The 24,674-nt window shown below is 59.9% G+C and carries 20 protein-coding genes; 7 read left to right on the plus strand and 13 right to left on the minus strand.

The features are described 5' to 3' along the window. On the minus strand, window positions 1–947 hold a 947-nt coding region (locus tag Q7W83_RS13985), incomplete at its 3' end, for a toxin VasX (RefSeq protein ID WP_473656208.1). Between the two features lie 549 nt (window positions 948–1,496). Between Q7W83_RS13985 and Q7W83_RS13990 the strand changes: the two genes are divergently transcribed. Then, window positions 1,497–3,080, plus strand: coding sequence for an ATP-binding cassette domain-containing protein (locus Q7W83_RS13990; RefSeq protein ID WP_150634734.1), 1,584 nt, complete (start codon window positions 1,497–1,499; stop codon window positions 3,078–3,080). Window positions 3,081–3,086: 6 nt separating this feature from the next. Here Q7W83_RS13990 and Q7W83_RS13995 read toward each other — a convergent pair whose 3' ends face one another. The 7 genes from Q7W83_RS13995 to Q7W83_RS14025 form a co-directional block, all read right to left on the minus strand. Then, on the minus strand, window positions 3,087–4,727 hold the full coding sequence (locus Q7W83_RS13995; RefSeq protein WP_150634735.1) for a BatD family protein: 1,641 nt from the start codon (window positions 4,725–4,727) through the stop codon (window positions 3,087–3,089). Further along, window positions 4,724–6,460 carry a tetratricopeptide repeat protein gene (locus tag Q7W83_RS14000; RefSeq protein WP_473656209.1) on the minus strand — a complete coding sequence of 579 codons (1,737 nt, stop codon included), beginning with the start codon at window positions 6,458–6,460 and terminating at the stop codon, window positions 4,724–4,726. Before Q7W83_RS14000 ends, Q7W83_RS13995 begins: the two co-directional genes overlap by 4 nt. Further along, window positions 6,457–7,536 (minus strand): vWA domain-containing protein, encoded by a 1,080-nt coding sequence (locus Q7W83_RS14005; RefSeq protein WP_458377476.1) that lies wholly within the window; start codon window positions 7,534–7,536, stop codon window positions 6,457–6,459. Before Q7W83_RS14005 ends, Q7W83_RS14000 begins: the two co-directional genes overlap by 4 nt. After that, a complete protein-coding gene (locus Q7W83_RS14010; RefSeq protein ID WP_150653314.1) occupies window positions 7,529–8,023 on the minus strand; it encodes a DUF4381 domain-containing protein in 495 nt (164 codons plus the stop codon). Before Q7W83_RS14010 ends, Q7W83_RS14005 begins: the two co-directional genes overlap by 8 nt. Further along, the gene (locus Q7W83_RS14015; protein ID WP_150634739.1) at window positions 8,020–8,964 is read right to left on the minus strand and encodes a DUF58 domain-containing protein; all 945 of its coding nucleotides are present in this window, start codon (window positions 8,962–8,964) and stop codon (window positions 8,020–8,022) included. The genes Q7W83_RS14010 and Q7W83_RS14015 overlap by 4 nt, the downstream gene beginning before the upstream one ends. Before the next feature lie 5 nt (window positions 8,965–8,969). Beyond that, window positions 8,970–9,929, minus strand: a complete 960-nt coding sequence (locus tag Q7W83_RS14020; protein ID WP_020800601.1) for an AAA family ATPase — start codon at window positions 9,927–9,929, stop codon at window positions 8,970–8,972. Between the two features lie 284 nt (window positions 9,930–10,213). After that, a complete protein-coding gene (locus tag Q7W83_RS14025) occupies window positions 10,214–10,567 on the minus strand; it encodes a hypothetical protein (protein ID WP_473656210.1) in 354 nt (117 codons plus the stop codon). 163 nt (window positions 10,568–10,730) lie between these two features. Here Q7W83_RS14025 and Q7W83_RS14030 point away from each other — a divergent pair, with 163 nt between their 5' ends. Beyond that, the gene (locus Q7W83_RS14030; protein ID WP_150639176.1) at window positions 10,731–11,819 is read left to right on the plus strand and encodes an RHS repeat-associated core domain-containing protein; all 1,089 of its coding nucleotides are present in this window, start codon (window positions 10,731–10,733) and stop codon (window positions 11,817–11,819) included. Between the two features lie 457 nt (window positions 11,820–12,276). Next, a complete protein-coding gene (locus Q7W83_RS14035) occupies window positions 12,277–17,181 on the plus strand; it encodes an NAD-glutamate dehydrogenase (protein ID WP_150633627.1) in 4,905 nt (1,634 codons plus the stop codon). Between the two features lie 184 nt (window positions 17,182–17,365). On the opposite strand, the gene Q7W83_RS14040 is transcribed toward Q7W83_RS14035, so the two are convergent. From Q7W83_RS14040 to pdxR, 4 genes are all read right to left on the minus strand, one after another. After that, the gene (locus Q7W83_RS14040) at window positions 17,366–18,076 is read right to left on the minus strand and encodes an ATPase (protein ID WP_473656211.1); all 711 of its coding nucleotides are present in this window, start codon (window positions 18,074–18,076) and stop codon (window positions 17,366–17,368) included. Window positions 18,077–18,302: 226 nt separating this feature from the next. Then, a complete protein-coding gene (locus Q7W83_RS14045) occupies window positions 18,303–18,713 on the minus strand; it encodes a cupin domain-containing protein (RefSeq protein ID WP_150633629.1) in 411 nt (136 codons plus the stop codon). A gap of 217 nt (window positions 18,714–18,930) precedes the next feature. Beyond that, the gene (locus Q7W83_RS14050; RefSeq protein ID WP_150633630.1) at window positions 18,931–19,224 is read right to left on the minus strand and encodes a putative quinol monooxygenase; all 294 of its coding nucleotides are present in this window, start codon (window positions 19,222–19,224) and stop codon (window positions 18,931–18,933) included. A gap of 123 nt (window positions 19,225–19,347) precedes the next feature. Next, complete coding sequence (gene pdxR / locus Q7W83_RS14055; protein WP_150653317.1) at window positions 19,348–20,781, minus strand: MocR-like pyridoxine biosynthesis transcription factor PdxR; 1,434 nt, start codon at window positions 20,779–20,781, stop codon at window positions 19,348–19,350. A gap of 202 nt (window positions 20,782–20,983) precedes the next feature. On the opposite strand from pdxR, the gene Q7W83_RS14060 reads away from it, so the two are divergent. The 3 genes from Q7W83_RS14060 (at window position 20,984) to Q7W83_RS14070 (ending at window position 23,102) form a co-directional block, all read left to right on the plus strand. Then, window positions 20,984–21,424, plus strand: coding sequence for a carboxymuconolactone decarboxylase family protein (locus Q7W83_RS14060; protein ID WP_150653318.1), 441 nt, complete (start codon window positions 20,984–20,986; stop codon window positions 21,422–21,424). Between the two features lie 75 nt (window positions 21,425–21,499). Continuing rightward, a complete protein-coding gene (locus Q7W83_RS14065) occupies window positions 21,500–22,480 on the plus strand; it encodes a LysR substrate-binding domain-containing protein (protein ID WP_473656212.1) in 981 nt (326 codons plus the stop codon). Window positions 22,481–22,580: 100 nt separating this feature from the next. Beyond that, window positions 22,581–23,102, plus strand: coding sequence for a GNAT family N-acetyltransferase (locus Q7W83_RS14070; RefSeq protein WP_150633634.1), 522 nt, complete (start codon window positions 22,581–22,583; stop codon window positions 23,100–23,102). Window position 23,103: 1 nt separating this feature from the next. Here the strand turns inward: Q7W83_RS14070 and Q7W83_RS14075 are convergent, their stop codons facing one another. Beyond that, on the minus strand, window positions 23,104–23,796 hold the full coding sequence (locus Q7W83_RS14075; RefSeq protein WP_473656213.1) for an aspartate/glutamate racemase family protein: 693 nt from the start codon (window positions 23,794–23,796) through the stop codon (window positions 23,104–23,106). A 78-nt stretch (window positions 23,797–23,874) separates the two neighbouring features. On the opposite strand from Q7W83_RS14075, the gene Q7W83_RS14080 reads away from it, so the two are divergent. After that, window positions 23,875–24,642, plus strand: coding sequence for a helix-turn-helix domain-containing protein (locus Q7W83_RS14080; RefSeq protein ID WP_473656214.1), 768 nt, complete (start codon window positions 23,875–23,877; stop codon window positions 24,640–24,642). Window positions 24,643–24,674 lie beyond the last annotated feature (32 nt).

The raw sequence follows: 24,674 nt of genomic DNA on the forward strand, positions 1-24,674 counted from the left end.
CCGGCCAGGTTGCCGATATCCGCGGGACTGAGCTGGCTCAAGGACTCGATGTAGCAGGCCAACAGGTAATCGCGTTCGTTGGTGTCGGCATTGCTCCAGTCATCGACCCAGCCGACCACGGTGTCTTGATACTCGGCCAGATCGCGCAGCACGCCGAGGTCGTCCTGCACCACGAGGAACAACGTGTCGTCCTGATAAGCCGGGCGCACCCGCCCGAGCAACTCGCCAATGTGCGCCTCGCGAAAGCGCCGCGGCTGCTCCCACAGATAGGGTTCACGTTCGTGCGCGGGTGCATCGCTGACGTGCACCGGCGGCAATAGAACGGCGTCCGGCGGCGCCTCGGATTCATGTTCCGCGCGGTCTTGTGCGGCTTGCGCCTGCTGGACCGGGGCAGTTGAGATCTCCGCCAGCCACTGTTTGCCCTGCTCGACCGTCAGTAGATGCTCGCCACCGGTTTGGCAATGCACCGGGCCGAGGTCGACGGCCTGCATGAAGTGGTCGCGTTCGGTGCGGCTATCGAGCACTTGCGCGCATTTGGCCGCCGTCCACTGCACTTCGGCGAAGGTCACATGCAGGGTGCTGCGTCTTGAAAAAATAAGCGCCGGACGCTCTTCGATGGCCGTGCGCTGATCACCATCAACCTTGGCGCCCTTGTGCAGCAGGGCACTGACCAACCCGTCGCGCACTTGGTACTCATGCAATTCACCGGTAACGCTGTCGATGATGTACAGCCAGCCATCGCGCAGTAAACGGATGCCCAATGGGCGGGTTGTCAGGGCATACGGCAGCTTCAGTTCGGCACTCGGGTCGAGGGGCTTTTCCACCAGCCCGTAACGCAAGGGCAGTAGCTGCACGTGGGTTTGTCGCAAAGGGCAGGCGCCAAGGGAGCCAATGGGCGATTTGGACGCGGCAGCCGCAGCGAGGTCGGCAGGGTGTGGCTTGTTCATGGGCGGCCTCGTTGGCTAGTCCATTCGCTGACCCGTTTCGCACTTAGCGAGAAACATCGGTTGAGCGCACGCTCTGCTCGGTAATCGCATATTGGGTGGTCGTGAAAAAATGTTTCAGCGTCGAGTTTGCCAACACCTTGATAGGTAGAGCTGAACATCCATGTATCTCCGCGTGGAGTAAAGGCACGGATGATTGCTTGGACTTACTGAGCGTTGCTGTCAGGCGTATCTATATTTGGTGTAGGACCGTTCCGTTAAGTCGGATCACTGTCAAGGCCTGAGCTTTAAGAAGTGAAATCCGAAGCAATAAAATAATGCTGCAAAAAGCGAAAGATTTTTTCTGGTCATCCGTTCGGATACGACCTTGTACTGGCTTCATGTGCTGAGGGACCACGGGAGGTCTTGCCCACTCGTCACCGGGCTGTTCGAAGGATATTTTCAGATGTGGGCCGACGCTGTGTTCGCGATCATTGCCCATCCACCGGGTGCTGTTGCGCACCATCACGGAGTTATTCAGTGCCTATCGGGCCGATTGTTTAAGGAAGCGTCATGACCCAACGGTTACTCCAACTTGATCAAGTGTCGTACAACCTGCCCGACGGGCGCGTTCTGTTCGATCACTTGAATTACACCTTCAACTCCAGGGCCACGGGCATCGTCGGTGCCAATGGCTGTGGCAAGTCCTTGCTTGGCCGGCTCCTGACGGGGGAGCAACTGCCCACCAGCGGAATCGTTCGTCGCGAAGGGCAGGTTTACGCCGTGGCGCAGTTATTGGAGCCAGAGCGCTATCCCACCGTTGCCGCGTTGGCAGGTGTCGATCTTATTTTGGCAGCGCTGGATCGCATTGCCCAAGGTAGCGTTGACGATGTGGACCATACGCTGGCGGTCGATCAATGGGATTGCGCCATACGCCTTGAGGCGGAGCTGGAGAAGATCGGCCTGGGCCATTTGAATGCCGGCTCGCAAACCGACGTCCTCAGTGGGGGCGAGCGGCAGCGGGTCGCGCTGCTGGGGGCGTGGTTGTCTCGGGCCGACTGGCTCATTCTGGATGAGCCCAGCAACCATCTGGACATCGATCAGCAACACAAGCTCGCGCAGCAGATTGATCGCTGGTCCAACGGTTTGGTGTTGATCAGCCACGACCGGGCCCTTTTGGAACACATGAACGAAATCGTTGAGCTTTCGCCATTGGGGCTGGCGGCCTATGGCGGCAGTTACAGTCAGTATGCGGCGGCGCGCGAGCAGGAGCAGCAGTCGTTTCAGTCGGCATTGCAAGGCGAGCGAGCGCAGGCCAAGCGTGAGCAACGTGAGATGGCCGTGCAGATGGAGCGTCAGCAACGGCGTAATGCGCGTGGCGACCGTCAGGCCCGCGACGGCAATCAGACCAAACTGATCACCAATGCCCAAAAAGAGCGCAGTGAAAACAGTCAGGGAAAATTGCGCCTCAATCAACAGTTGGCTCGGGAGCAGCAGCAACAACGGATTGCTGATGCCCGTGCGCGGTGTGCGCCAGACATACAGCGCATGATGCTGTCTCCGGAAAGCGCAGTACCCAATGGCAAGCTGATTGTGCAACTCAACGATGTCATTCTCCCGTTCGGTTACGCGGCGCCGATCAATCTGACGCTGACGGGGCCTATGCGCCTTGCAATTCTGGGCGCCAACGGCAGCGGCAAGTCGACTCTCTTGCAGGTGATCGCCGGCCGACTGCCTGTGCGCGAAGGCGAGCGCATACGCAGTTGCCAAGTCGGTTGGTTGGATCAACATGCCGGATTACAGTACCCCGAACGCACGGCGGTGCAGTGGCTCTACGAGAGTAATCCGGAGTTGCCCGAAGCCGAGGCGCGAACCCGCTTGGCGCAGATGGGCATAGATGCGGATCGTGCGACGCTCAAGACCTGTCAGTTGAGTGGCGGTGAGCGTCTGAAAATCGCATTGGCTGCGCAGTTGTATGCACAGCGGCCACCGCAATTGCTATTGCTGGACGAGCCGGACAACCATTTGGACTTGCCCAGTAAAATTGCGCTGGAGCAGATGCTCAATCAGTACCGAGGGGCTTTGATTGTGGTCTCTCACGACCGCACTTTTTTACAGGCCATTCATCTGGATGCCGAGTTCCATCTCAACCGCTAGATACCGTCACTTTGGATACAGCGGCGGGAGGCCACTGTCGCCGACCGGGTCTTGAATGCGCTCGGCAATCGGGATCGCCTTGATCGCGCGCCACAATTCCTCACCTTGCCAATGCTGGCCGGTTTCGCTGTACAGCGCCCCATTCAAACCATCCAGCGCATCGGACAACGGCACGAATCGCGCCGCCATGTCGGCCAGGGTTTCCGGTTGTTGTCGGGCCCAGGCGTCGAGGGCCTGGCGGGTGGCGTGGGAGTCGTTGGCCTGGCAGGCGCGCTTGAGGTCGTCGAGCACGGTGCGCGGACTCGGGCCGGTCTGGGCTGCGCGCAGGATCGCCGGTTGCCAGCGGGCGCGCCACCAGAGGCCGAAGCCCAGCAGGGTGGTGCAGGCAAGTATTACGGTGCTGAGTTTCCACCACCAGAGCGCTTCATTGTCGGCAGCGGAAATGACCAGCGGCGCGCCGGCCGGGGTATCGACCATCAATCCCGGATTGTTCGCCACTTGCAGCGTCCGCGCTGGCAGGCTGCTGTGTTCCAGATGATCTTCAAAGGTGTTCCACCAGACCACATCCACCGCCGGCAACTCGACGTTTCCGCGCTGGACAGGCACCAGAGCCTCACGGTCCTCGCGACTGCCAATCAGGCCGCGCTCGCTGTTCTGGTTGACCAGCACCGGCTGATCCGGATAGCGTCGCAAGCCGTTGACGTCGGTGGCCGGCAACGGCGGCAGTTGTGAGCTGGCCAAACCTTCGGCTTTCAAAAACAGGCTGCGCGTCAGCGAATCACCCACTTGGGCGTGATCCGGTTCCGGATTCCAGCTCTCGCTCAGGGTCAGGTTGCGGGCCGGCAGCCAAGGCACGTCCGCCGGGTAAGTGGCGGGTTTCGGCTTGACGGTCAGCGGCAGTTCGACCGAGCTGACGCGCATCAGTTTGCCGGATTTTGGCACCTGGGATTCGACGTCCTTGGCCGGTTGCGCGTCGACCAGCGTGGCGCTGAAAATCTGCGCCGGAATGCTGACCTGGCCGCTGTGTTGCGGGTAGATCGCGTAGCGCAATTCGATCACGCCGTGGCGCAGGCCGTTGATGTCTTTTTCGTAAGTGCGCGACTCACCCAACTGCTCGATGCGGGCATCGGGAATCTGCAACGGCGTCAGGCTGCTGTCGTCGTACAGCGACACGGAATGGTAGATGCGCAAGGTCAGGATCGCCTGGGCCTGCACGTACACGCTGTTTTGATCGAGGCTGGCGTCGATGAACACCGGGGCCAGTTTTTGCGTGCTGTCCTGGGTTTCGCTCTCGACCACTTGCAGGGTGATCGGCTGGCTCTGTACTTCGCCCAGTTGCAGCGACGGAATGACCACGCTGCCGTTCTGCCGAGGCAGCAGGGTAATGATCCAGCGGGTGGTGGCGCCATTGCCGCCGTTAAGGGTCGTCAACTGGTTGACCTGACGGGTGCCGCGCACTTCAAACAGCGGCTCCAGCGCCGTCAGGTCGGGCTTGCCGAATTGGGTGACATCGTTGGATTCCAGGGTCAGCTCGACCGTTTCGCCGGAGTTCAGGCGACTGCGGTCGACACTGGCGACCAGCTCCGCAGCCTGGGCCTGAACGGTCCAGATCAACAGTGCGAGCATGAAAGCGGTGAAGCGGGTCATCGAGTTTTTTCCTGATCCTGATGTTGCTGCTGTTCGTACCAGAATTTGCGCCTGAGCAATTCGCCCGGGTCATCCGGGATCTTGCGCAGCCATTGCTCCAGCGCTTGGCGCTGCTCGCCTTCGATGGCGTCGCTGGCCGGGCGCAGCGGCGGGGTGGTGCTTTGTTCGTCGCCCAATTCGCTGCCGGGAACCTCATTGGTGCCGGGGCGTGCTGGTGTCGTCTCCGATTGTTGCGCATCGGGCGGAGTCGTCTGGGCGTCGGACTCCGGTTCGCCACTGTTCGACGGTTGGGCGGCTGCACCCGGCGGTGGTTCCTGCGGGGTCCCGGTCTCGTCACCTTCAGTGTTGTCCGGTTCGACAGGCGCCGGTGTGTTTTTCTGCTTGATCAGGCTTTCTACCAAGGTCTTGTTAGTCAGCGCCGGGCGCAGATCCGGTTGCAGCTCCAGCGCCTGTTCGTAGGCATCCAGCGCGGCTTCCAACTCACCGCCTTTGGCCAGGGCGTTGCCACGATTGTAGTGGGCGTGGGCGTCATTGCCTTGGGCGAACCGCTGGGCGGCGCCACTGTAGTCGCCGGCCTCATAGAGCGCCACGCCTTGCCATTGTCGATCCTCGAAATGTTTCGCGGCCTCGGCCGGACGCTTCTTCTTCAACAGATGCAGGCCTTGCTGGTCAGGACGCAGCCACAAGTCCTCAAAATCGAAGGCGTAGCTCGGTTGCGGCAACAGGAACAGCAGCGGCAGACAGAACAGCCAGCCGCGACGACCGGCGCAGGCCGCCAGCAGCAACAGCGGCAACAACAGCCAATACCCCTGATCGGCCCAGGTATCGAGGCGCAGGGTCTGGCCGTCATTGCGCAAGTTGCGCGGGCCATCGAGCAGGCCGAGGGCGCGCAGGTCGGCATCGTCCAGGCGCGCGTGGCGATAACGTCCATCGAGGCCGTTGACGAACGCTTTCAGGTTCGGCTCGTCCAGGCGCGGTACCAGAATCGCGCCTTGGTCATCCTTGAGGAAACTGCCATCTTCCTGAGTGATCGGTGCGCCTTCGGCGGTGCCGATGCCGAGCATCAAAAGCTGCGTGGACTTGCCATCCAGCGCCTGTTGAATGCCTTCGCGCTCGAGTTCGGTCAAGGATGAACCGATCAGCAGAATCCGGCCGTCACCCAGCGCGCCCTGATTCAGCAGTGCAAGGGCCTTGGTCACCGCGAGATCGGCGCGATGGCCCGTCTGGGGCATCAACGACGGCTTGAGCGCCTCCAGCAGATTGCCGCTGGTAGACAGGTCATCCGACAGTGGCACCAGCGTGTGTGCGCTGCCGGCGTAGACGACGATGGCGGTCTGGGCGTCGCTGCGGTTTTGCAGCAAGTCAAACAGCTTGCGTCGGGCCTGTTCCAGCCGGTTTGGCGTGACGTCGGTGGCGAGCATCTCCGGAGTCAGCTCAAGGATCACCACCAGCGGGTCGGCCGGTTTCTGACTGGGTTGCTCGACGCGCTCCCAGCTCGGCCCCAACAACGCCAGTATCGTCAGCAGCCACGCCACACCGAGGGCGACCCACGGCAGCTTGCTGTCGCGACCGTTGCCGCCACTTAGCAACGCGGAATGAAAGGCCGGCGGCAGAATCATCTGCCAGCGCCCGGCGCGCTTCTGTCGATGCCAGAGTTGCCAGAGCAACCAGCCGAGCAGTGGCAACAGCAGCAGCCACCAAGGGCGGAACCAATAAGGCCACAGCGCGCTCATCGGCGCCTCCGCAGGCGCAGGCGCTTGAGTCGCTGACGCCAGTCAGGCAGTTGCGTTTGCAAGAACAGATCCTTGGTAAACAGACGCTGCAACGGGTTATCCGGCCAGCGTTCGCGAGCCACCAGCAACAGGCTCAACAGCAGCGCCATCGCCAACGGCCAGTGATACAACGCCTGCGCCGGGCGGGCCTGGGTCGGTTGTTGAGTCACCGGTTCCAATTGGTCGAGGGTTTCCTTGATCGCTTGCAATTCCTTGCCGTCGCGAGCGCGGAAATACTGACCTCCCGTGGCGGCGGCGATGGCCTTCAGCGCAGGTTCGTCGAGGTCCAGGCTCGGGTTGATACCGAGGAATCCTGCGGTGCCGCTTTGCTCGGGATCGGCGCCGATGCCGATCGGGTAGATTTTCACGCCTTCCTTGGCCGCCAGCCGCGCAGCGGTAAGCGGGTCGATTTCGCCGCCGTTGTTGGCACCGTCGGTGACCAGAATCAGCACACGGCTTTGCGCCGGACGCAGACGCAGCCGCTTGAGCGCCAGGCCGATGGCGTCGCCGATGGCGGTGTTCTTGCCGGCGATGCCGATGCGCGCTTCGTCAAGCCAGACCCGCACGGTGCGTCGGTCAAAGGTCAGTGGGGCTTGCAGGTATGCCCGACTGCCGAACAGGATCAGGCCGACACGGTCGCCTTCGCGACGCTCCAGAAAATCACCGAGCAAATGTTGCACCAGCGTAAGTCGGCTGACTTCATCGTCCTGCCACTGCATGTCGGGGAAATCCATGGAGCCGGAAACGTCCACCGCCACCAGCAGATCACGGCCGCTGGCGGCAATCGGCAACGGCTCGCCAAGCCATTGCGGGCGCGCCGCGGCGATCAGCAAAAACAGCCACAGCAGGATGAATGGCGCTTGTTGCCGCCAGGCTGGCAGGTTGGCTCGAGCACGGCGCCGGGCCAGGCCTTCGAGGTCGCTGAGGAAACTGACTTTGAGCGCCGGTTCGCCGCTGTCGGCCACCGGCAGCACGATGCGCATCAACCAAGGCAAGGGGAGCAGGGCGAAGATCCACGGCCAGGCGAACTCAAACATGTTTGCGAATCCAGGTGTCGACGGCTTGGGTCAGGCCGGCGATGGCCTTGTCGTCGAGTTTGCATTCGGGTTTGTAGGCACCTTCGACCAGCACCATCCAGCGCGTCAGGCCGGCAGCCGGGCAGCGGTTGTCGAGAAACGCCAACCATTTGCGTCCATTGAGGGTGTGGCTCTGGCTGTAGGGGTAATGGTTGCGGCACAGGCGCTTGAGCAAACCGTTGAGTTGCTGCAGCCAGGCACCGGCCGGCGCGCCATCGTAGGGTTTTGGCATCAGCGCCAGTTCGGCCAGTGCGGCGAGGCGCACCGGGTCCAGCGGTTGTTCGGCGCGCACGATGGGGCGCTTGTTCGGCAGAAAACGCCGCGCCTTCCACAGGCCGAAGCCGATCAGCGGCAGCAACAACAGCAAGAGCCACCAGCCCGGCGCCGGAGGCCAGAAGCCTATCGGTGGCGGGGAGATCAGCGGTTGCAGTTGATCGAGGCTGCTCATCGACCTTTCCCCGGTTTCTGTGGGTTCAGATACTCGCGCAGTTGTTCGACCATCTCGCTCTGGGTGCTCAAGGGCATCAGCAACACCCGCAGTTTTTGCGCGAGCAATTCCCAATGGGCGATGCGTGCTTCGGCCTGGGCGCGGTAGGTCTGGCGCAGCTCGAAATTCAACGTGTCGAGTTCCAGTTGCGCACCGCGTTCGACGAAACGCAGCAACCCGGCAGCGGGCAGGGCGTGGTCCAGTGGATCGGACAGCGGCAGCAGCAACAGGTCGCAATGGCGGGACAACAGGCTCAGTTGTTGCTCGGAGCCTTCAGTCAGCGCGCGTTCGTCGCAGATCACGATGACCAGGCTGCCGGGACGCAGCACTTCCCGGGCGCGACGCAGGGCCAGGTTGAGGGCGTCACGGTTCGTTTCGCTTTCGGTGTGCAGTGATTGATTGACGCGCACAAGCCGGTTGAGCAATTGCAACAGGCTCTGCTTACTGCGCCGTGGCTTGATTTCGTAGTGTTCGTTGTCGCCGAACACCAGTCCGCCCACCCGATCGTTATGGCCCAGTGCGGCCCAGCCAATCAGGCTCGCCGCTTGCGCAGCGAGCACCGATTTGAACATCAGCCCGGAACCGAAAAACAGCCGACGACTCTGCTCGACCATGATGAAAATCGGCCGCTCGCGTTCTTCATGGAACAGCTTGGTGTGCGGTTCCTGGGTGCGAGCGGTGACGCGCCAGTCGATGGTGCGCACGTCGTCGCCGGCCTGATAGACCCGCACCTGATCGAAGTCCACGCCACGGCCACGCAGCTTCGAGTGGTGCAGGCCGATCAGCGGGCTGCGCTGGCTCGGCGTCGAAAACAGCTGCACTTCACGCACGCGATGGCGCATCTCGATCAGCTCGGCGAGGCTGACACGGATGCCCGGCTCGGGCGGCAGGGGGGCGTTCATTAGGGTCAAGCGACGGCTACGACGTCGAGAATACGCTGGACCACCCTGTCCTGGTCGATGCCAGCGGCTTCGGCTTCAAAGGACAGGATGATGCGGTGGCGCAACACGTCAAACAGCACGGCCTGGATGTCTTCCGGGCTGACGAAGTCGCGACCGGCCAGCCAGGCGTGGGCGCGGGCACAGCGGTCGAGGGCAATCGAGCCGCGCGGGCTGGCGCCATAGGCGATCCACTCGGCCATCTCCGGGTCGAATTTGCCCGGCGTGCGCGTGGCCATGACCAGTTGCACCAGGTATTCCTCCACCGCGTCGGCCATGTACAGACCGAGGATTTCCTTGCGAGCGGCGAATATTGCCTGCTGGCTGACCCGGCGCTCCGGTTTGGTTTCGCCGTTCAGGGCTTCGCCACGGGCCTGTTGCAGGATGCGGCGTTCGACGGCGGCGTCCGGGAAGCCGATTTTCACGTGCATCAGGAAGCGGTCGAGCTGGGCTTCGGGCAGCGGATAGGTGCCTTCCTGCTCGATCGGGTTTTGCGTGGCCATCACCAGGAACAGCGGCGACAGCTCATAAGTGCTGCGCCCGACGCTGACCTGACGCTCGGCCATCGCTTCGAGCAGGGCCGATTGCACCTTGGCCGGAGCGCGGTTGATTTCGTCTGCCAGCACCAGGTTGTGGAAGATCGGGCCTTGCTGGAACACGAAGCTGCCGGTTTCCGGGCGATAGATTTCCGTGCCGGTGATGTCCGCAGGCAACAGGTCCGGGGTGAACTGGATGCGATGGAACTGGGCTTCGATGCCTTCGGCGAGTTCTTTGATGGCCTTGGTCTTGGCCAGGCCGGGAGCGCCCTCGACCAGCATGTGGCCGTCGGCAAGCAGGGCGATGAGCAAGCGCTCGATGAGTTTTTCCTGGCCGAGAATCTGCGTTGAAAGAAAGGTTCGCAGCGCGAGCAGCGCTTCACGATGTTCCATCGATGACTGTTCCTGGAAAGGGTGACCGAAGACGTTCGAATAACGCCAGGGCTGGGGGCGTTACTTTAAAGCATCGCGGGGGGCGGCGACTAACGGCATTTTGTGCAAAGTGTGGGAATAGATGGGTAAAAGTGTTTGAAGGTTGTACAGGCCAGGCGGATGCGTCGATCAAACGGGCCTTCGCGGGCAAGCCCGCACAGTGAATTAGGGTGTGCACAGATCTTGTGTCTGACTCGATACCTGTGGGAGCGGGCTTGCCCGCGAAGGGGCCGGCCCAGACATCATCAAATCTTGCTGATGTAAGTCCCTGTCCCCTTGAGAATGTTCTGCAACGTTTCTTCAACCTCCGCCAAGTCACTCGCATCCGTGCTGTGAATGATCTCCAGCGAATCATCCCCATTCAACGCATCCGCATCCGCCGCCGCAATCTCGATCAGCAAACGGGTAGGGCTGAGGGTCACTTTCACGCCGTCCAGCGCCGAAGGCTCGCCATCAAGGGTAATCTCCAGCTCGTCCTCGTCGGGGTAGCGGCTCATCAGGAACATTTCACCTTGATCGCTGTGGCAGGCGAGCATGGCCATGTTGTCTTCTTCCTCGTCGCACGGGTTGACGATCAAGAGGGCGGTGGTCATTTGCATTTGAGCAGTCCTGGCGCTGGGCGCGGTGTTGGCAGGCAAAGGGCGATTTTGCCAGTGTTGAGGGTTTTTTGCTGGATTGTGTTGGGTGAGTGCCTATCAGTTCTGCTAGTGGCTATTGGTTGCTATAGCCATCGATAATTCAGTTCTCTCACAGGACTTAACGATGATTAGCCAGCAGAAAGCCTTGTCCGTCCGATATCACTACGATGCACTGGATCGAATCACTAGCCACAGGCAGCTGGATCGCCCCGAGCGCCAACGCTTTTATTGCGAAGATCGCCTGGCTACCGAGATACAAGGCGAGGAACGCCAATCGTTCGTTCAGTACAGCGACCAACTGATAGCGCAACAGCTGCAAAAGGATGGCGGGTTCGAAAACACGTTATTGGCCACGGACCTGCAGCGCTCTGTGCTGAGTGCCCTCAACGCGAGTAAACCACGCTCAACCACTTACGCTCCTTACGGTCATCATCCCTGCGGATGCGGGTTGAACAGCTTGTTGGGCTTCAACGGCCAGCTACCGGATCCCGTGACCGGGCATTATTTGTTGGGTAATGGGTATCGGGCGTTTAACCCGATTCTGATGCGGTTCAACAGTCCGGATAATTTGAGTCCGTTTGGGGCCGGCGGGGTAAATACTTACGCGTACTGTCTGGGGGATCCGATCAATCGAAGTGATCCTACGGGGCATCTTGCTTCTTCATTAAGTCAGTTTTTGAAGAAAGCTCCCGCAGTGGCCGCCTCATATGAACTTGGGATAAAACTTAAGCCTGTATCGAATGTGACAAGGCTCTCCGAAGGTATTTTTACATTTGAAGATGTTTACAAGGGCGGTTCCAGGCTTACCTTTGATACCCATGGTTTTCCAGGGGGCGTGGAGGGCGATTTTACTGGATTGGATTTGCTTAAGCTTGCTAAGCGCCACGGGGTTGATGTCTCAAAATTTGAGAGTATAAGAATTGCGGCATGTCACTCGGCAGATATAGAAAGAAATTCATTTGGCATAGAAGATATTTCATTTGCTGAAAGTATTAATCGGCTTGCGAAACGCCCGGTTAAGGCTTATTCGGGGAGGATTCAAACGATCAATACGGGCAAGGTTTTCGAAAATCTGAAAATTGGCGAAGTTTATGATGGACCATACTATTTCGGGGTCGCAAAGAAAGACATTTCACTAAAACGGTATGGTGTGCAGTATCGACCCGTTGTGTTCGATAAGGTTAAGCGTCCGGTTAGTCGCGTTCGAACCTAGGATCCCCTCACTGACACCATTTGCAATAAAGCCATGCAAGCCATTATCTGTTGTGACTGGATTCATCATGACTGGTCATTTCTGGCACGTACGTACCATGAATCCGAGCATGAAACGCCCAATTTCCTACACGGCTGCTAGTGTTATTCGATGCGCCGCCGCAGAGCTGCGTACCGATGACCGAATATGTCGCAGCACCGCAAGCACAGGCCTTGCCGCTCTGGTTAAGCTGCGCATCGAATGGATACCTGTAAAGACATTGTGCAATTGATCGCAGAGTCGTTTTTGCAGATGCCCATTCATGGAAGGTGAATGTGACCTGAGTGTCTCGTCCAGCTTCACCCACCTGTCATCCTGTTTCCTCTGCCCGAGAATCAGGAACCGGGTGACGGATCGCCCCGAAAGGGGTTTGCACGCGACGCTTCCATCAATAACAAGCCCAAGCGGAGTACCACAGATGGCGTTCTTCACCGCAGCCAGCAAAGCCGACTTCCAGCACCAACTGCAAGCGGCACTGGCGCAGCACATCAGTGAACAGGCACTGCCACAAGTGGCGCTGTTCGCTGAACAATTCTTCGGCATCATTTCCCTGGACGAGCTGACTCAGCGTCGGCTGTCCGACCTCGCCGGCTGCACCCTTTCTGCGTGGCGCCTGCTTGAGCGCTTCGATCACGCGCAACCGCAGGTTCGCGTCTACAACCCTGATTACGAACGCCACGGCTGGCAGTCGACCCACACCGCGGTCGAAGTGCTGCACCACGACCTGCCATTTCTGGTGGACTCGGTGCGTACCGAGCTGAACCGTCGCGGCTACAGCATTCATACCCTGCAAACCACTGTGCTGAGCGTGCGTCGCGGCAGCAAAGGCGAGTTGCTGGAAATCCTGCCAAAAGGCACTCAGGGCGAAGGGATCCTGCAAGAATCCCTGATGTACCTGGAAATCGACCGTTGCGCGAACACCGCTGAACTGAATGTCCTGAGCAAAGAGCTGGAACAGGTTCTTGGTGAAGTCCGCGTCGCGGTCGCCGATTTCGAGCCGATGAAAGCCAAGGTCCAGGAAATCCTGACCGGCCTGGACAACAGCAAGTTTGCTGTCGACAGCGAAGAAAAAGCCGAAATCAAAAGTTTCCTGGAATGGCTGGTGGGCAACCACTTCACCTTCCTCGGCTACGAAGAGTTCGTGGTTCAGGATGAAGTCGATGGCGGCCACATCGTCTACGACCAGAATTCCTTCCTCGGCCTGACCAAACTGCTGCGTACCGGCCTGACCTACGATGACCTGCGCATCGAAGACTACGCCGTGAACTACCTGCGCGAACCGACCCTGCTGTCGTTCGCCAAGGCTGCGCACCCGAGCCGTGTACACCGTCCGGCTTACCCGGATTACGTGTCGATCCGCGAGATCGATGCCGACGGCAAGGTCATCAAGGAATGCCGTTTCATGGGCCTGTACACCTCGTCGGTGTATGGCGAGAGCGTACGGGTCATTCCGTATATCCGTCGCAAGGTCGAGGAAATCGAACGCCGTTCCGGCTTCCAGGCCAAGGCTCACCTGGGTAAGGAACTGGCGCAGGTGGTTGAAGTGCTGCCCCGTGATGACCTGTTCCAGACCCCGGTCGACGAACTGTTCAGCACCGTGATGTCGATCGTGCAGATCCAGGAACGCAACAAGATCCGCGTGTTCCTGCGCAAAGACCCGTACGGTCGTTTCTGCTACTGCCTGGCCTACGTGCCGCGTGACATCTACTCCACCGAAGTGCGCCAGAAGATCCAGCAAGTGCTGATGGATCGCCTGAAAGCCTCGGATTGCGAGTTCTGGACTTTCTTCTCCGAGTCCGTGCTGGCCCGCGTGCAATTGATCCTGCGCGTCGATCCGAAGAACCGTCTGGACATCGACCCGGTCCTGCTGGAAAAAGAAGTGGTACAAGCCTGCCGCAGCTGGCAGGACGACTACGCCAGCCTGGTTGTGGAAAGCTTCGGTGAAGCACACGGCACCAACGTGCTGGCGGATTTCCCGAAAGGCTTCCCGGCCGGTTACCGCGAGCGTTTCGCTGCGCATTCGGCTGTGGTCGACATGCAGCACCTGCTGAACCTGAACGAAAAAAATCCTCTGGTGATGAGCTTCTATCAGCCACTGGGTCAGGTCTCCGGCCAGCGCGAGCTGCACTGCAAGCTGTATCACGCCGATACCCCGCTGGCCCTGTCCGATGTGTTGCCGATCCTGGAAAACCTCGGCCTGCGCGTTCTGGGTGAATTCCCGTATCGCCTGCGTCACAACAATGGCCGCGAGTTCTGGATTCACGATTTCGCGTTCACTGCCGCCGAAGGCCTGGAACTCGACATCCAGCAACTCAACGACACCTTGCAGGACGCCTTCGTCCACATCGTGCGTGGCGATGCCGAGAACGATGCGTTCAACCGTCTGGTGCTGACCGCCGGCCTGCCATGGCGCGATGTGGCGCTGCTGCGTGCTTACGCTCGCTACATGAAGCAGATTCGTCTGGGCTTCGACCTCGGCTACATCGCCAGCACCCTGAACAACCACACCGACATCGCTCGCGAGTTGACCCGGTTGTTCAAGACCCGTTTCTACCTGGCGCGCAAGCTGACCGGCGACGACCTGGAAGACAAGCAGCAACGTCTGGAACACGCGATTCTGGCAGCACTGGACGACGTCCAGGTATTGAACGAAGACCGCATCCTGCGTCGCTACCTCGACCTGATCAAAGCCACCCTGCGGACCAACTTCTACCAGACCGATGCCAACGGTCAGAACAAGTCCTACTTCAGCTTCAAGTTCAACCCGCACCAGATTCCAGAGCTGCCGAAGCCGGTTCCGAAGTTCGAAATCTTCGTTTACTCGCCTCGCGTCGAAGGCGTGCACCTGCGCTTCGGCAACGTCGCTCGTGGCGGTCTGCGCTGGTCTGACCGTGAAGAAGACTTCCGTACCGAAGTCCTGGGCCTGGTAAAAGCCCAGCAAGTGAAGAACTCGGTCATCGTGCCAGTCGGCGCGAAGGGCGGCTTCCTGCCGCGTCGCCTGCCACTGGGCGGCAGCCGTGACGAGATCGCGGCCGAGGGCATCGCCTGCTACCGCATCTTCATTTCGGGCCTGTTGGACATCACCGACAACCTGAAAGACGGCGCACTGGTGCCGCCGGTCAACGTCGTGCGCCATGACGACGATGACCCGTACCTGGTGGTCGCTGCGGACAAGGGCACTGCAACCTTCTCCGACATCGCCAACGGCATCGCCATCGACTACGGTTTCTGGCTGGGTGACGCGTTCGCGTCCGGCGGTTCTGCCGGTTACGACCACAAGAAAATGGGCATCACCGCCAAGGGCGCGTGGGTTGGCGTACAACGTCACTTCCGCGAGCGCGGCATCAATGTCCAGGAAGACAGCATCACCGTGGTGGGCGTCGGCGACATGGCCGGTGACGTATTCGGTAACGGCTTGCTGATGTCCGACAAGCTGCAACTGGTCGCTGCGTTCAACCACTTGCACATCTTCATCGACCCGAACCCAACGCCCGCCAACAGCTTCGCCGAACGTCAGCGTCTGTTCGATCTGCCACGTTCGGCATGGTCGGATTACGACACCAGCATCATGTCCGAAGGCGGCGGGATCTTCTCTCGCAGCGCAAAAAGCATCGCGATTTCTCCGCAGATGAAAGAGCGTTTCGACATTCAGGCCGACAAGCTGACCCCGACCGAACTGCTGAATGCCTTGCTCAAGGCGCCGGTAGACCTGTTGTGGAACGGCGGTATCGGCACCTACGTCAAGGCCAGCACCGAAAGCCACGCCGATGTCGGCGACAAGGCCAACGATGCGCTGCGCGTGAACGGTAACGAGCTGCGCTGCAAAGTCGTGGGCGAGGGCGGTAACCTCGGTATGACCCAACTGGGTCGTGTCGAATTCGGCCTCAATGGCGGCGGTTCCAACACCGACTTCATCGACAACGCCGGTGGCGTGGATTGCTCCGACCACGAAGTGAACATCAAGATCCTGCTGAACGAAGTGGTTCAGGCCGGTGACATGACCGACAAGCAACGTAACCAGTTGCTGGCGAGCATGACCGACGAAGTCGGCAACCTGGTGCTGGGCAACAACTACAAACAGACTCAGGCCCTGTCCCTGGCAGCCCGCCGTGCGTTCGTGCGGATTGCCGAATACAAACGTCTGATGAACGATCTGGAAGGCCGCGGCAAGCTGGATCGCGCCATCGAGTTCCTGCCGTCGGAAGAAGCGATCAACGAGCGCCTCGCGGAAGGCCACGGCCTGACCCGTGCCGAGCTGTCGGTGCTGATCTCCTACAGCAAAATCGACCTCAAGGCGCAGTTGCTGGACTCCCGTGTGCCGGACGACGATTACCTGACGCGCGACATGGAAACCGCTTTCCCGCCGAGCCTGGTGAGCAAGTTCTCCGAAGCCATGCGCCGTCACCGTCTGAAGCGCGAGATCGTCAGCACCCAGATCGCCAACGATCTGGTGAACCACATGGGCATCACCTTCGTTCAACGACTCAAAGAGTCGACCGGCATGAGCCCGGCGAACGTGGCCGGTGCTTACGTGATCGTGCGTGACATCTTCCATCTCCCGCACTGGTTCCGTCAGATTGAAGCTCTGGATTACCAGGTTTCCGCTGACGTACAACTGGAGCTGATGGACGAACTGATGCGCCTGGGCCGTCGCGCTACGCGCTGGTTCCTGCGTGCCCGTCGCAACGAGCAGAACGCCGCCCGTGACGTCGCGCATTTCGGTCCGCATCTGAAGGAGTTGGGTCTCAAGCTCGACGAACTGCTGAGCGGCGAGATCCACGAGAACTGGCAGGCCCGCTACGAGGCGTACGTCGAAGCTGGTGTGCCGGAATTGCTCGCACGCATGGTGGCTGGCACGTCGCACCTGTACACGCTGCTGCCGATCATCGAGGCCTCCGACGTGACCGGCCAGAACCCTGCGGACGTGGCCAAGGCCTACTTCGCCGTGGGCAGTGCGCTGGACATCACCTGGTACCTGCAACAGATCAGCGCTCTGCCGGTTGAAAACAACTGGCAGGCCCTGGCCCGTGAAGCGTTCCGCGATGACGTCGACTGGCAGCAACGTGCGATTACCATCTCGGTCCTGCAACAGGGCGACGGCTCTCACGACGTGGAAACACGCCTGGCGCTGTGGATGGAAGAGCACGTAGGCATGATCGAACGCTGGCGCGCCATGCTGGTGGAAATCCGTGCGGCAAGCGGCACTGACTACGCGATGTATGCCGTGGCCAACCGTGAGTTGCTGGATCTGGCATTGAGCGGGCAAGCGGTAGTGCCTGCTATTGCCACTACCGCCAGTGCAGAACTGGAGCCAGCGGCCTGATCAGTCGCTGAATGAAAAAGCCCCGCATTGAAATATGCGGGGTTTTTTTTGCCTGGTTTTTTTGGTTTCTGGTCGGGCCTCATCGCGGGCAAGCCCGGCTCCCACAGGTTTTGTTTCATGTGATGATATGTGTCCAACACAAGTCCTGTGGGAGCCGGGCTTGCCCGCGATGGGGTCATTGGTTTCAATACAACTTCCTGCCTGTTTTATTATCAAACATCGACACTTTATCTGTCGGCCCAGTCAATAAATTACTGAGCGACTGGTCAAACTTCTGCAATGCCCGAACTTGCACGTTTTGCTGTTCATTAATATCCGCGACGATCTCTTCGCTGCGTTTATAGTCCGCCCACACCGGGCTCAATGCTTTGGCATCATGCCCTTGCGCAGTCCCGATGTAATTGAAGTTGGGATCATAAAAGTCCGCACTCACATCGGCCTTGATATCCGAACTGCGCGAAGTGATCAATTGGCTGCGGATGTCGACAACGGCGACCACGTCGGGCTTCTCCGTCCTGAGGCTTTGCATGTCCGGGTACACCGTGACCGAGCCGAACTGACGTTGCAACGAGGCTTGGACCCACTCCACCGCGAGGTCGGGTTTGGAGGTGGCGACGTAGGCATCATGAATCGGTTGCACCAGCAGACTCTGGCCGAAACCGGTGCCGGCATTGGCCTGATAGTCCTGCAGGTAAACGCGATTGGTCTGGGTGTTACGGCTGTAGACGATGCCCAGCGAGACCTGGCTGCCGCTGGCGACATGGCGGGTACTGCTGCGCCCGACGGGCGCGTTGAAGATACCGTCGAGTGAAGAAACTGCCGTCGGCGCAGTAGGAATTGAACAGCCGGTTAAAACAGTGGCGATCGTCAAGGTGCTGATAAGTGCAAGTTTCATGGGTGTTTCTCCAGTGAAACAACTTGAGTCGGGAAGTTAAAGTGGCCGATGTCGGCAGTGACTTCAGACTAAACCTGTGACGGCTGAATGAAATAGCCAATTCATGCGCTGGTCAGGTGACCCATAGTATTGTTTGGTTTAAAAGTTGCCAGTTAATTGCACCGGGGAATAAAAAGGCCCGAGCGTGTGATTCGGGCCTGTTTATTTATGGCTGTACGTTCAGCCATCAGTTTTCCAAGGGGATCAATACTTTCTCGTCGGGGGACAACACCATGAAAACAAGGAGTTTGGCTGGCTGGGTCGCACTGGCATTTTTCGACACCAGATGTTCCGAACCGGCGGGTTCATACCAGTATTCACCGGCCTTGTAGGTGATCGCTTTGCCGCCTTTTACCTGGGAAATGATCGTGCCCGAAATCACGTAAGCCATTGCCGTGCCTTCGTGCTTATGGGCGATGGAGGACTGGCCCGGCTTGTAATCGACTTCGATCATCAGCGCTTTTTTGCCCGGGACGTTCTTCAGTGCTTCATCTTGCAGAATCGTGACTTTTTCCGAAGGGTCGTGGGCGAATGCCGAGGCAGAAACACTCAGGGCGAGGACCGCAAGCGGGGCGGCCAGTAAACGCAAAACTTTCATGATTTATCACCTGCGGTGGTTAGTTGTCAGAAACAACGTTAATCCGCCGGGGAGCGCAATCAAACAGCCAATTCAGCAGAAGGTCAGGGGACCAATCAGGATTATCGCTAGGCAATAAAAACATACAGGAGCTGGCTTGCCGGCGATCGCATCACTGCGGTGCATCAGTTGCACCACGGTGAATGGATCGCCAGCAAGCCGGCTCCTACAGGGGGATTTAACGGATCGGAAAGCTGTTGAAGTCCACGGCATTCGCCAGTTGGTTATCGATCAGACCGATAAAGCCTTGTACTTCAGGGCAGTTGAAATGCATCTGCATGGCCGCTTCCGACTGCCAGCGGGCGCTGACGTTCCAGCGGTTGCTGTCCTCGGGGCAGCGGTCGACCATATAGGAATCGCAGCCCGGTTGTTTGCGCAGGGTTTCGACAATCTTTTGCAGTTGCTTACCCAGCTCATCCGAGCGGCCGGCGGCGGCCTGCACCTTTACGGTGTTGATCACTTCGTTGGACATTGCTCACACTCCTGAATCAGGCCGGACGAATCCTGCTCATTGAGGGATAACGCTTATGCAGGATAGGCCTGCACTTACGGACCGCCAATAGCCAATCGCCGGATAAAAACCCAGACCAATCGCTCAGGCGACCTGCTGCAAAATGTCCCGCAAGCGGTCCAGCGCGGTGTCGATGTCCAGGGTTTCGATGGCACCAAATCCCATGAGAAGCCCGGCCTGTGGCGCCCGCTGGTAGTAAAAGGTGTCAATGGAATACAGCCCGACTTCGACCTTTTTCGCCAGTTCAATCAGCAATGGCATATCGATAGGCACTTTGCACATAAGCACCATATGGAAACCCGCCGTGCTCGGGATCGCTTCGAGCCAGGGTGACAGGTCGCCCGCGATGCGCGTGAGGATGCGTTCGCGCCGCCCGGCGTAGATCGTATGACAGCGCCGGATGTGCTTGAGCAGGCAGCCTTCGGCAATGAATTTGGCCAGCGCCCATTGGGGCAGGGTGGAGGTATGCCGGTCGGTGAGTTGCTTGGCCTGGATCACTGCTTCGAGAATCGCTGGCGGCAAGATCGCGTAACCGAGGCGTAACTCCGGCAGCAAGGTTTTCGAAAAGGTCCCGACGTAGGCGACGATCCCGCGCTCATCCATGCTTTGCAGGGAGTCGGTGGGCCGGCCTTCATAGCGGAATTCGCTGTCGTAATCGTCCTCGATAATGATCGCGCCCAGCTCGTAGGCGCGCTCCAGCAACGCCACTCGCCGCGCCTGGCTCATCGGCATGCCCAGCGGAAACTGATGCGATGGCGTGACATAAATCAGCTGCGTGCCGAGAGGGATTTGGTCGACCTGAATGCCTTCGGCGTCGACCGGCACGCCGATCACCGTGGCGCCGTGGCTGCCGAACAGCAGGCGGGCGGGCGGGTAGCCAGGGTCTTCCATGGCGACGATGCTGCCGGGGCGGGTCATCACGCGGGAGATCAGGTCCAGCGCCTGTTGCGCGCCGTTACACACCACTACGTCTTCGTCCTGACAATTCACTCCACGGGAAAATGCGATGTGCCGGGCGATCGCGTTACGCAGCGCCGGCAGGCCTTCCGGCAAGCTGTAGAAGCCTTTGGAGCCGGTCATCTGACGCAACGCGTGAGAGGTGCAGCGCCGCCAATCGTCCTGGGGGAACTGCCCCTTGCTGGTGGCGCCACCGATGAAGTCATAACGCAGCGAACCTTCCAGCGTCGGGTGACGTAAAAACACCGGCAAATTGCGCCATGACTCGATGACTTCGGCACTCGCCAACTGCGAATGGCTTTGCTTGGGCAACGCTTTTGCCGCCCGGGCATTGACGTAGGTGCCTTTGCCGATCACCCCGGTGAGGAAGTTTTCATACGTCAGTTGCGCATAGGTGTCGGAAATGGTCTTGCGCGAGATGCCCAGCTGTTCGGCCAGCAGGCGGCTGGGCGGCAGTTGCGTCCCGGCTGCCAGACGGCCGGATTCGATGGCGCTGCGCAGTTGGTTGTACAACTGGCCTGCCAGGTCCTTGCGGCCGTTGATGACAACATGAAGTTCCATACCGACGGGGCTCCTGGGCGGTTGAGGCGCGTGTGCGTCGCGCCAGATTACCCGCAAGCGCCACCGTGCAGAAGTTGCGTGGGGGAAAAACCGTGGATTGGCCTGCTTCGGCGTGGTCCACCGGTATTTCGTGCAATTGGATCTGTAACGCCGCCGCATCAGCGCTTACCGTGAAAGCATCTATCGATCCGCGAGGCACGCCATGACTTCCCGTCTGGATTACTACAGCGCGTCGCCCAAAGCGATGAAAGCCATGATTGCCATGGAGGCGCTGACCAGCAACCTGAGCATCGAGCCGGCGCTGCTGCACTTGATCAAGATCCGCGCCTCGCAGCTCAATGGCTGCGCCTTCTGCACCGACATGCACTCGGTGGACGCACGGCGCCTGGGCGAGACCGACCGGCGTCTGTATTCGATTGTGGTCTGGCGTGACAGCGGCTTCTTCAATCCGCGCGAGCGCGCGGCGCTGGCCTGGGCCGAAGCGGTCACCTTGCTCTCGCAAAGCCACGTACCGGACGACGTCTACACCCAGGCCCGGGAACAGTTCAGTGAGAGCGAAATGGTCGACCTGACCATCGCCGTCACCACCATCAACAGCTGGAATCGCCTGGCGGTCAGTTTTCGTCAAATCCCCAGCGTGTGATGACGCTGTCACATCAGGTTCATAAACGTTGCGCAGGATGAGGTTTCCAATAGACAGATCGACAGGGAGTCATCGATGTCATTCATGGAAACCACTGGGCGCCAAAGCCCCGCCGAATACCGCTCACCCGTAGACACTTCATCTTCCTTGCGCGCTCAGGCCGCCGCGCTCGACCCGCAACTGGCGCAAGCGTTCACGGTCAGTGCCCGCTGCGGTTGTTTCATGCAGGCCTCGCGCAGTCTCAACATCAAGGCGACTTTGCTGCGCAAGCAGTTGGCGCAACTCGAAGCGCAACTGCAGTGCGCGTTGTTCAGCCATGGCGACAATGGCGTCGCCCTCAGTCGTGAAGGCTTGCAGCTTCAGGCGCAGCTGATTGCCTTGGCCCATGAACGTGATTTGCCGGTGATCGAACAACCCTTGGTGCGCCTGGCCGTCGCCGAATCCATCTTGCATGACATTCTCGGTCGTGACCTGGTGGCCTTGCTGCGCCGCAACGCCAGCGTGCGTCTGGAGATCATTTCCCTCGACAGCGAGCTGGCCCTGCGCGCCGTCAGCGCCGATGTCGTGGTGTGGCTGGCCGGCACCGATTCGCCGCTGCCGGGCCCGAGTTTTGCCGTCGACGAGCCTCGACGTCTGGCGCGGCTCGACTACCTGCCGCACATTGCCAAGCGTTACTCACGCACCGCGTCGCGCCCGGACAGCCTCGATGACCTCGCCGATTTCCTGCTGGTGCAATGGCAGCCTAACCTTCAGGTCGAGAGCTTTGTGCCGTGGAATGCGCTGGTGGAGCAGCGCCTGGCCGGGGTCGTGCAATTGCATGCCTATGAGCTGATGCTGGAGATGATCCGTTGCAGCGCCTGCATTGGTTTGCTGCCCGGCTACATGAGCCGTTTTGACCGTGGTCTCATCGCGCTGCCGGGCTTGTTTGGCCAGCCGATGCAGCGTCAGGTGTGGATGGCGGTGAATGTGCAGTCGCAAGAAGAGGCGCAGGTGCAGATGATTGTCGAGCTGATCCAGAACACCTTCAATGAGCGCCGGGAGTGGTTCGACGGTTGAGCACTGCCCCAACCTGTGGGAGCGAGCCTTTGGTATTCGCCATGTTGGAAGATTGCGTTGTAGAGTGAGCGGCCATGTCTGTATCAAGGATGAATCACCCATGTCGGTCACTGACGCTGTCATTACCCTCGACCGCTTTAACGAATCACACCTCGAAGGCATCACTGCGCTTTACAACGAGCCGGCGGTTACCCGGCAAGTGCTGCAAATGCCGTTTCAGTCCATCGAGCTCTGGCGCAAACGCCTGGCGTCGGACAACGAACGCGAAATCAAACTGGTGGCGCTGCATCAGGGCCAGGTGATCGGCAGCATTGGCCTGGAGCAGTTTTCGCGGATCCGTCGCAGTCATGCCGGCAGCTTCGGTATGGGCGTCTTGCCGGCGTGGCAGGGCAAGGGCGTTGGTTCGAAGTTGCTGGCCACCGCGCTGGACATCGCCGACAACTGGATGAATCTGCAACGGGTCGAGCTGTCGGTGTACGCCGACAACGAAGCGGCCATCGGTCTGTACCGCAAGTTTGGTTTTGAAACCGAAGGCCTGTTTCGCGACTACGCCGTGCGTGACGGGCGGCTGGTGGACACCTTGAGCATGGCGCGTCTGCGGCGCACGCCCAAGGCCGGTTGATTCACTCGCCCAAGGCGAACGCCACCGCCGCCTGCGCATGCAGTTCGGTGGTGTCGAGCAGGGGCAGGGCGCTGTGCTCGGGTTTGATCAGCAGGCCGATTTCGGTGCAGCCGAGAATGATGACCTGGGCGCCACGCCGACCCAGGGATTCGATCACCTGCTGATAAACCCGGCGTGATGCCTCGCTGATCAACCCGACGCACAACTCGTCGTAGATGATCCGGTGCACGGCTTGACGCTCTTCGGCATCCGGCACCAGCACGGTCAGCCCCATCGATGTCAGGCGTTCCTTGAGGAAGTCCTGTTCCATGGTGAACGCTGTCCCCAGCAACCCGACGTTTCGCGCACCGGCATCGACCGCCGCCTGTCCGGCCGGATCGGCGATGTGCAGGAACGGAATACTGATCGCCGCCTGAATCTGCCCGGCCACCTTGTGCATGGTGTTGGTGCACAGCACTACGCAATCGGCGCCGCCAGCTTCCAGCCGCCGCGCGGCATCCACCAGAATCAACGCCGCATCGTCCCAGCGACCGGCATGCTGCGCCTGTTCGACAGGCCCGAAGTCGACGCTGTACATTAGCAATTTCGCCGAACGCAACGGCCCGAGTTGGTCGCGTACCTGCTGGTTGATGAGACGGTAATACTCAGCGCTGGACTCCCAGCTCATGCCGCCGATAAGGCCGATGGTGCGCATGGCGTGCTCCTGTTGTTGGCAACCCTTTGAGTGGGAGTATCCCGTGGCGCCTAGCGGCTTTCTATCAGGAAATTTCACATGCTGAGCCAACGGTTGTCGGGCGCTAAAGTCAGCCTGCAACTCCTGCCCCGTGCCGCTTACAGCGCACGCGATCCGGCGCAGTCGCAAACCCTTGGGGTGACGCTGGAACGCCAGCAGGGCGTGCACGCGATTGACTCGGATCGACGGGTGGATTTCGATACGTTGCCCGGTGTTCTGGCGTATACGCCGGTAGGCGTCGAAGTGTTTTCCGAATCGGCCAGCGGTGGCGAATATTTGCTGATGCAGCTGGACGAATCGTTCGCCGATGAGCATTTGCCCGACGTTGGCCATCGCGTACAGTCTTGCGGCAATCGACAGGCGCTGAGCCTGGCGCGCGAAGTGCGGCGTTTGTTACTGGCGCCACAACCCGACTTTCTGGCACTGGAGCAATGTGCCCTGGGATTCGTGGGGTTGGCGCAACCGCAGATCGAAAGGGTTCATCGGCCGGCACCCGTGGCCCTCGCCAAAGTGCTGGACCTGATCGCAGAACAATTCCATCAGCCCCTCACGCTGCAACAATTGGCGGCAGCCTACGGCCAGAACGAGCTGCGCTTTCTCCGCGACTTTTCTCGCGCCATCGGCCTGACACCGCACGCTTACCTCGTTGAAGTACGACTTCAGGCGGCACGGCGGATGATTGAGTGCACCGGGCTGAGGCTGGCCGACATCGCCCTCGATGCCGGTTTCACGCATCAGTCGCACATGGGCAGCGCCTTCCGCAAATTCCTCGCCATGACCCCCAGTCAATACCGCTCACGCTTTTAGTCGTACGTCCGCGGCGCGCATCTGCCATGCTC

This window comes from Pseudomonas sp. 300, from assembly GCF_055803035.1.

Coding starts and splice junctions, on each gene's coding strand:
- Q7W83_RS13990 (WP_150634734.1), top strand. CDS start 1,497: ATGACCCAACGGTTACTCCAACTTGATCAAGTGTCGTACAACCTGCCC.
- Q7W83_RS13995 (WP_150634735.1), bottom strand. CDS start 4,727: ATGACCCGCTTCACCGCTTTCATGCTCGCACTGTTGATCTGGACCGTT.
- Q7W83_RS14000 (WP_473656209.1), bottom strand. CDS start 6,460: ATGAGCGCGCTGTGGCCTTATTGGTTCCGCCCTTGGTGGCTGCTGCTG.
- Q7W83_RS14005 (WP_458377476.1), bottom strand. CDS start 7,536: ATGTTTGAGTTCGCCTGGCCGTGGATCTTCGCCCTGCTCCCCTTGCCT.
- Q7W83_RS14010 (WP_150653314.1), bottom strand. CDS start 8,023: ATGAGCAGCCTCGATCAACTGCAACCGCTGATCTCCCCGCCACCGATA.
- Q7W83_RS14015 (WP_150634739.1), bottom strand. CDS start 8,964: ATGAACGCCCCCCTGCCGCCCGAGCCGGGCATCCGTGTCAGCCTCGCC.
- Q7W83_RS14020 (WP_020800601.1), bottom strand. CDS start 9,929: ATGGAACATCGTGAAGCGCTGCTCGCGCTGCGAACCTTTCTTTCAACG.
- Q7W83_RS14025 (WP_473656210.1), bottom strand. CDS start 10,567: ATGCAAATGACCACCGCCCTCTTGATCGTCAACCCGTGCGACGAGGAA.
- Q7W83_RS14030 (WP_150639176.1), top strand. CDS start 10,731: ATGATTAGCCAGCAGAAAGCCTTGTCCGTCCGATATCACTACGATGCA.
- Q7W83_RS14035 (WP_150633627.1), top strand. CDS start 12,277: ATGGCGTTCTTCACCGCAGCCAGCAAAGCCGACTTCCAGCACCAACTG.
- Q7W83_RS14040 (WP_473656211.1), bottom strand. CDS start 18,076: ATGAAACTTGCACTTATCAGCACCTTGACGATCGCCACTGTTTTAACC.
- Q7W83_RS14045 (WP_150633629.1), bottom strand. CDS start 18,713: ATGAAAGTTTTGCGTTTACTGGCCGCCCCGCTTGCGGTCCTCGCCCTG.
- Q7W83_RS14050 (WP_150633630.1), bottom strand. CDS start 19,224: ATGTCCAACGAAGTGATCAACACCGTAAAGGTGCAGGCCGCCGCCGGC.
- pdxR (WP_150653317.1), bottom strand. CDS start 20,781: ATGGAACTTCATGTTGTCATCAACGGCCGCAAGGACCTGGCAGGCCAG.
- Q7W83_RS14060 (WP_150653318.1), top strand. CDS start 20,984: ATGACTTCCCGTCTGGATTACTACAGCGCGTCGCCCAAAGCGATGAAA.
- Q7W83_RS14065 (WP_473656212.1), top strand. CDS start 21,500: ATGTCATTCATGGAAACCACTGGGCGCCAAAGCCCCGCCGAATACCGC.
- Q7W83_RS14070 (WP_150633634.1), top strand. CDS start 22,581: ATGTCGGTCACTGACGCTGTCATTACCCTCGACCGCTTTAACGAATCA.
- Q7W83_RS14075 (WP_473656213.1), bottom strand. CDS start 23,796: ATGCGCACCATCGGCCTTATCGGCGGCATGAGCTGGGAGTCCAGCGCT.
- Q7W83_RS14080 (WP_473656214.1), top strand. CDS start 23,875: ATGCTGAGCCAACGGTTGTCGGGCGCTAAAGTCAGCCTGCAACTCCTG.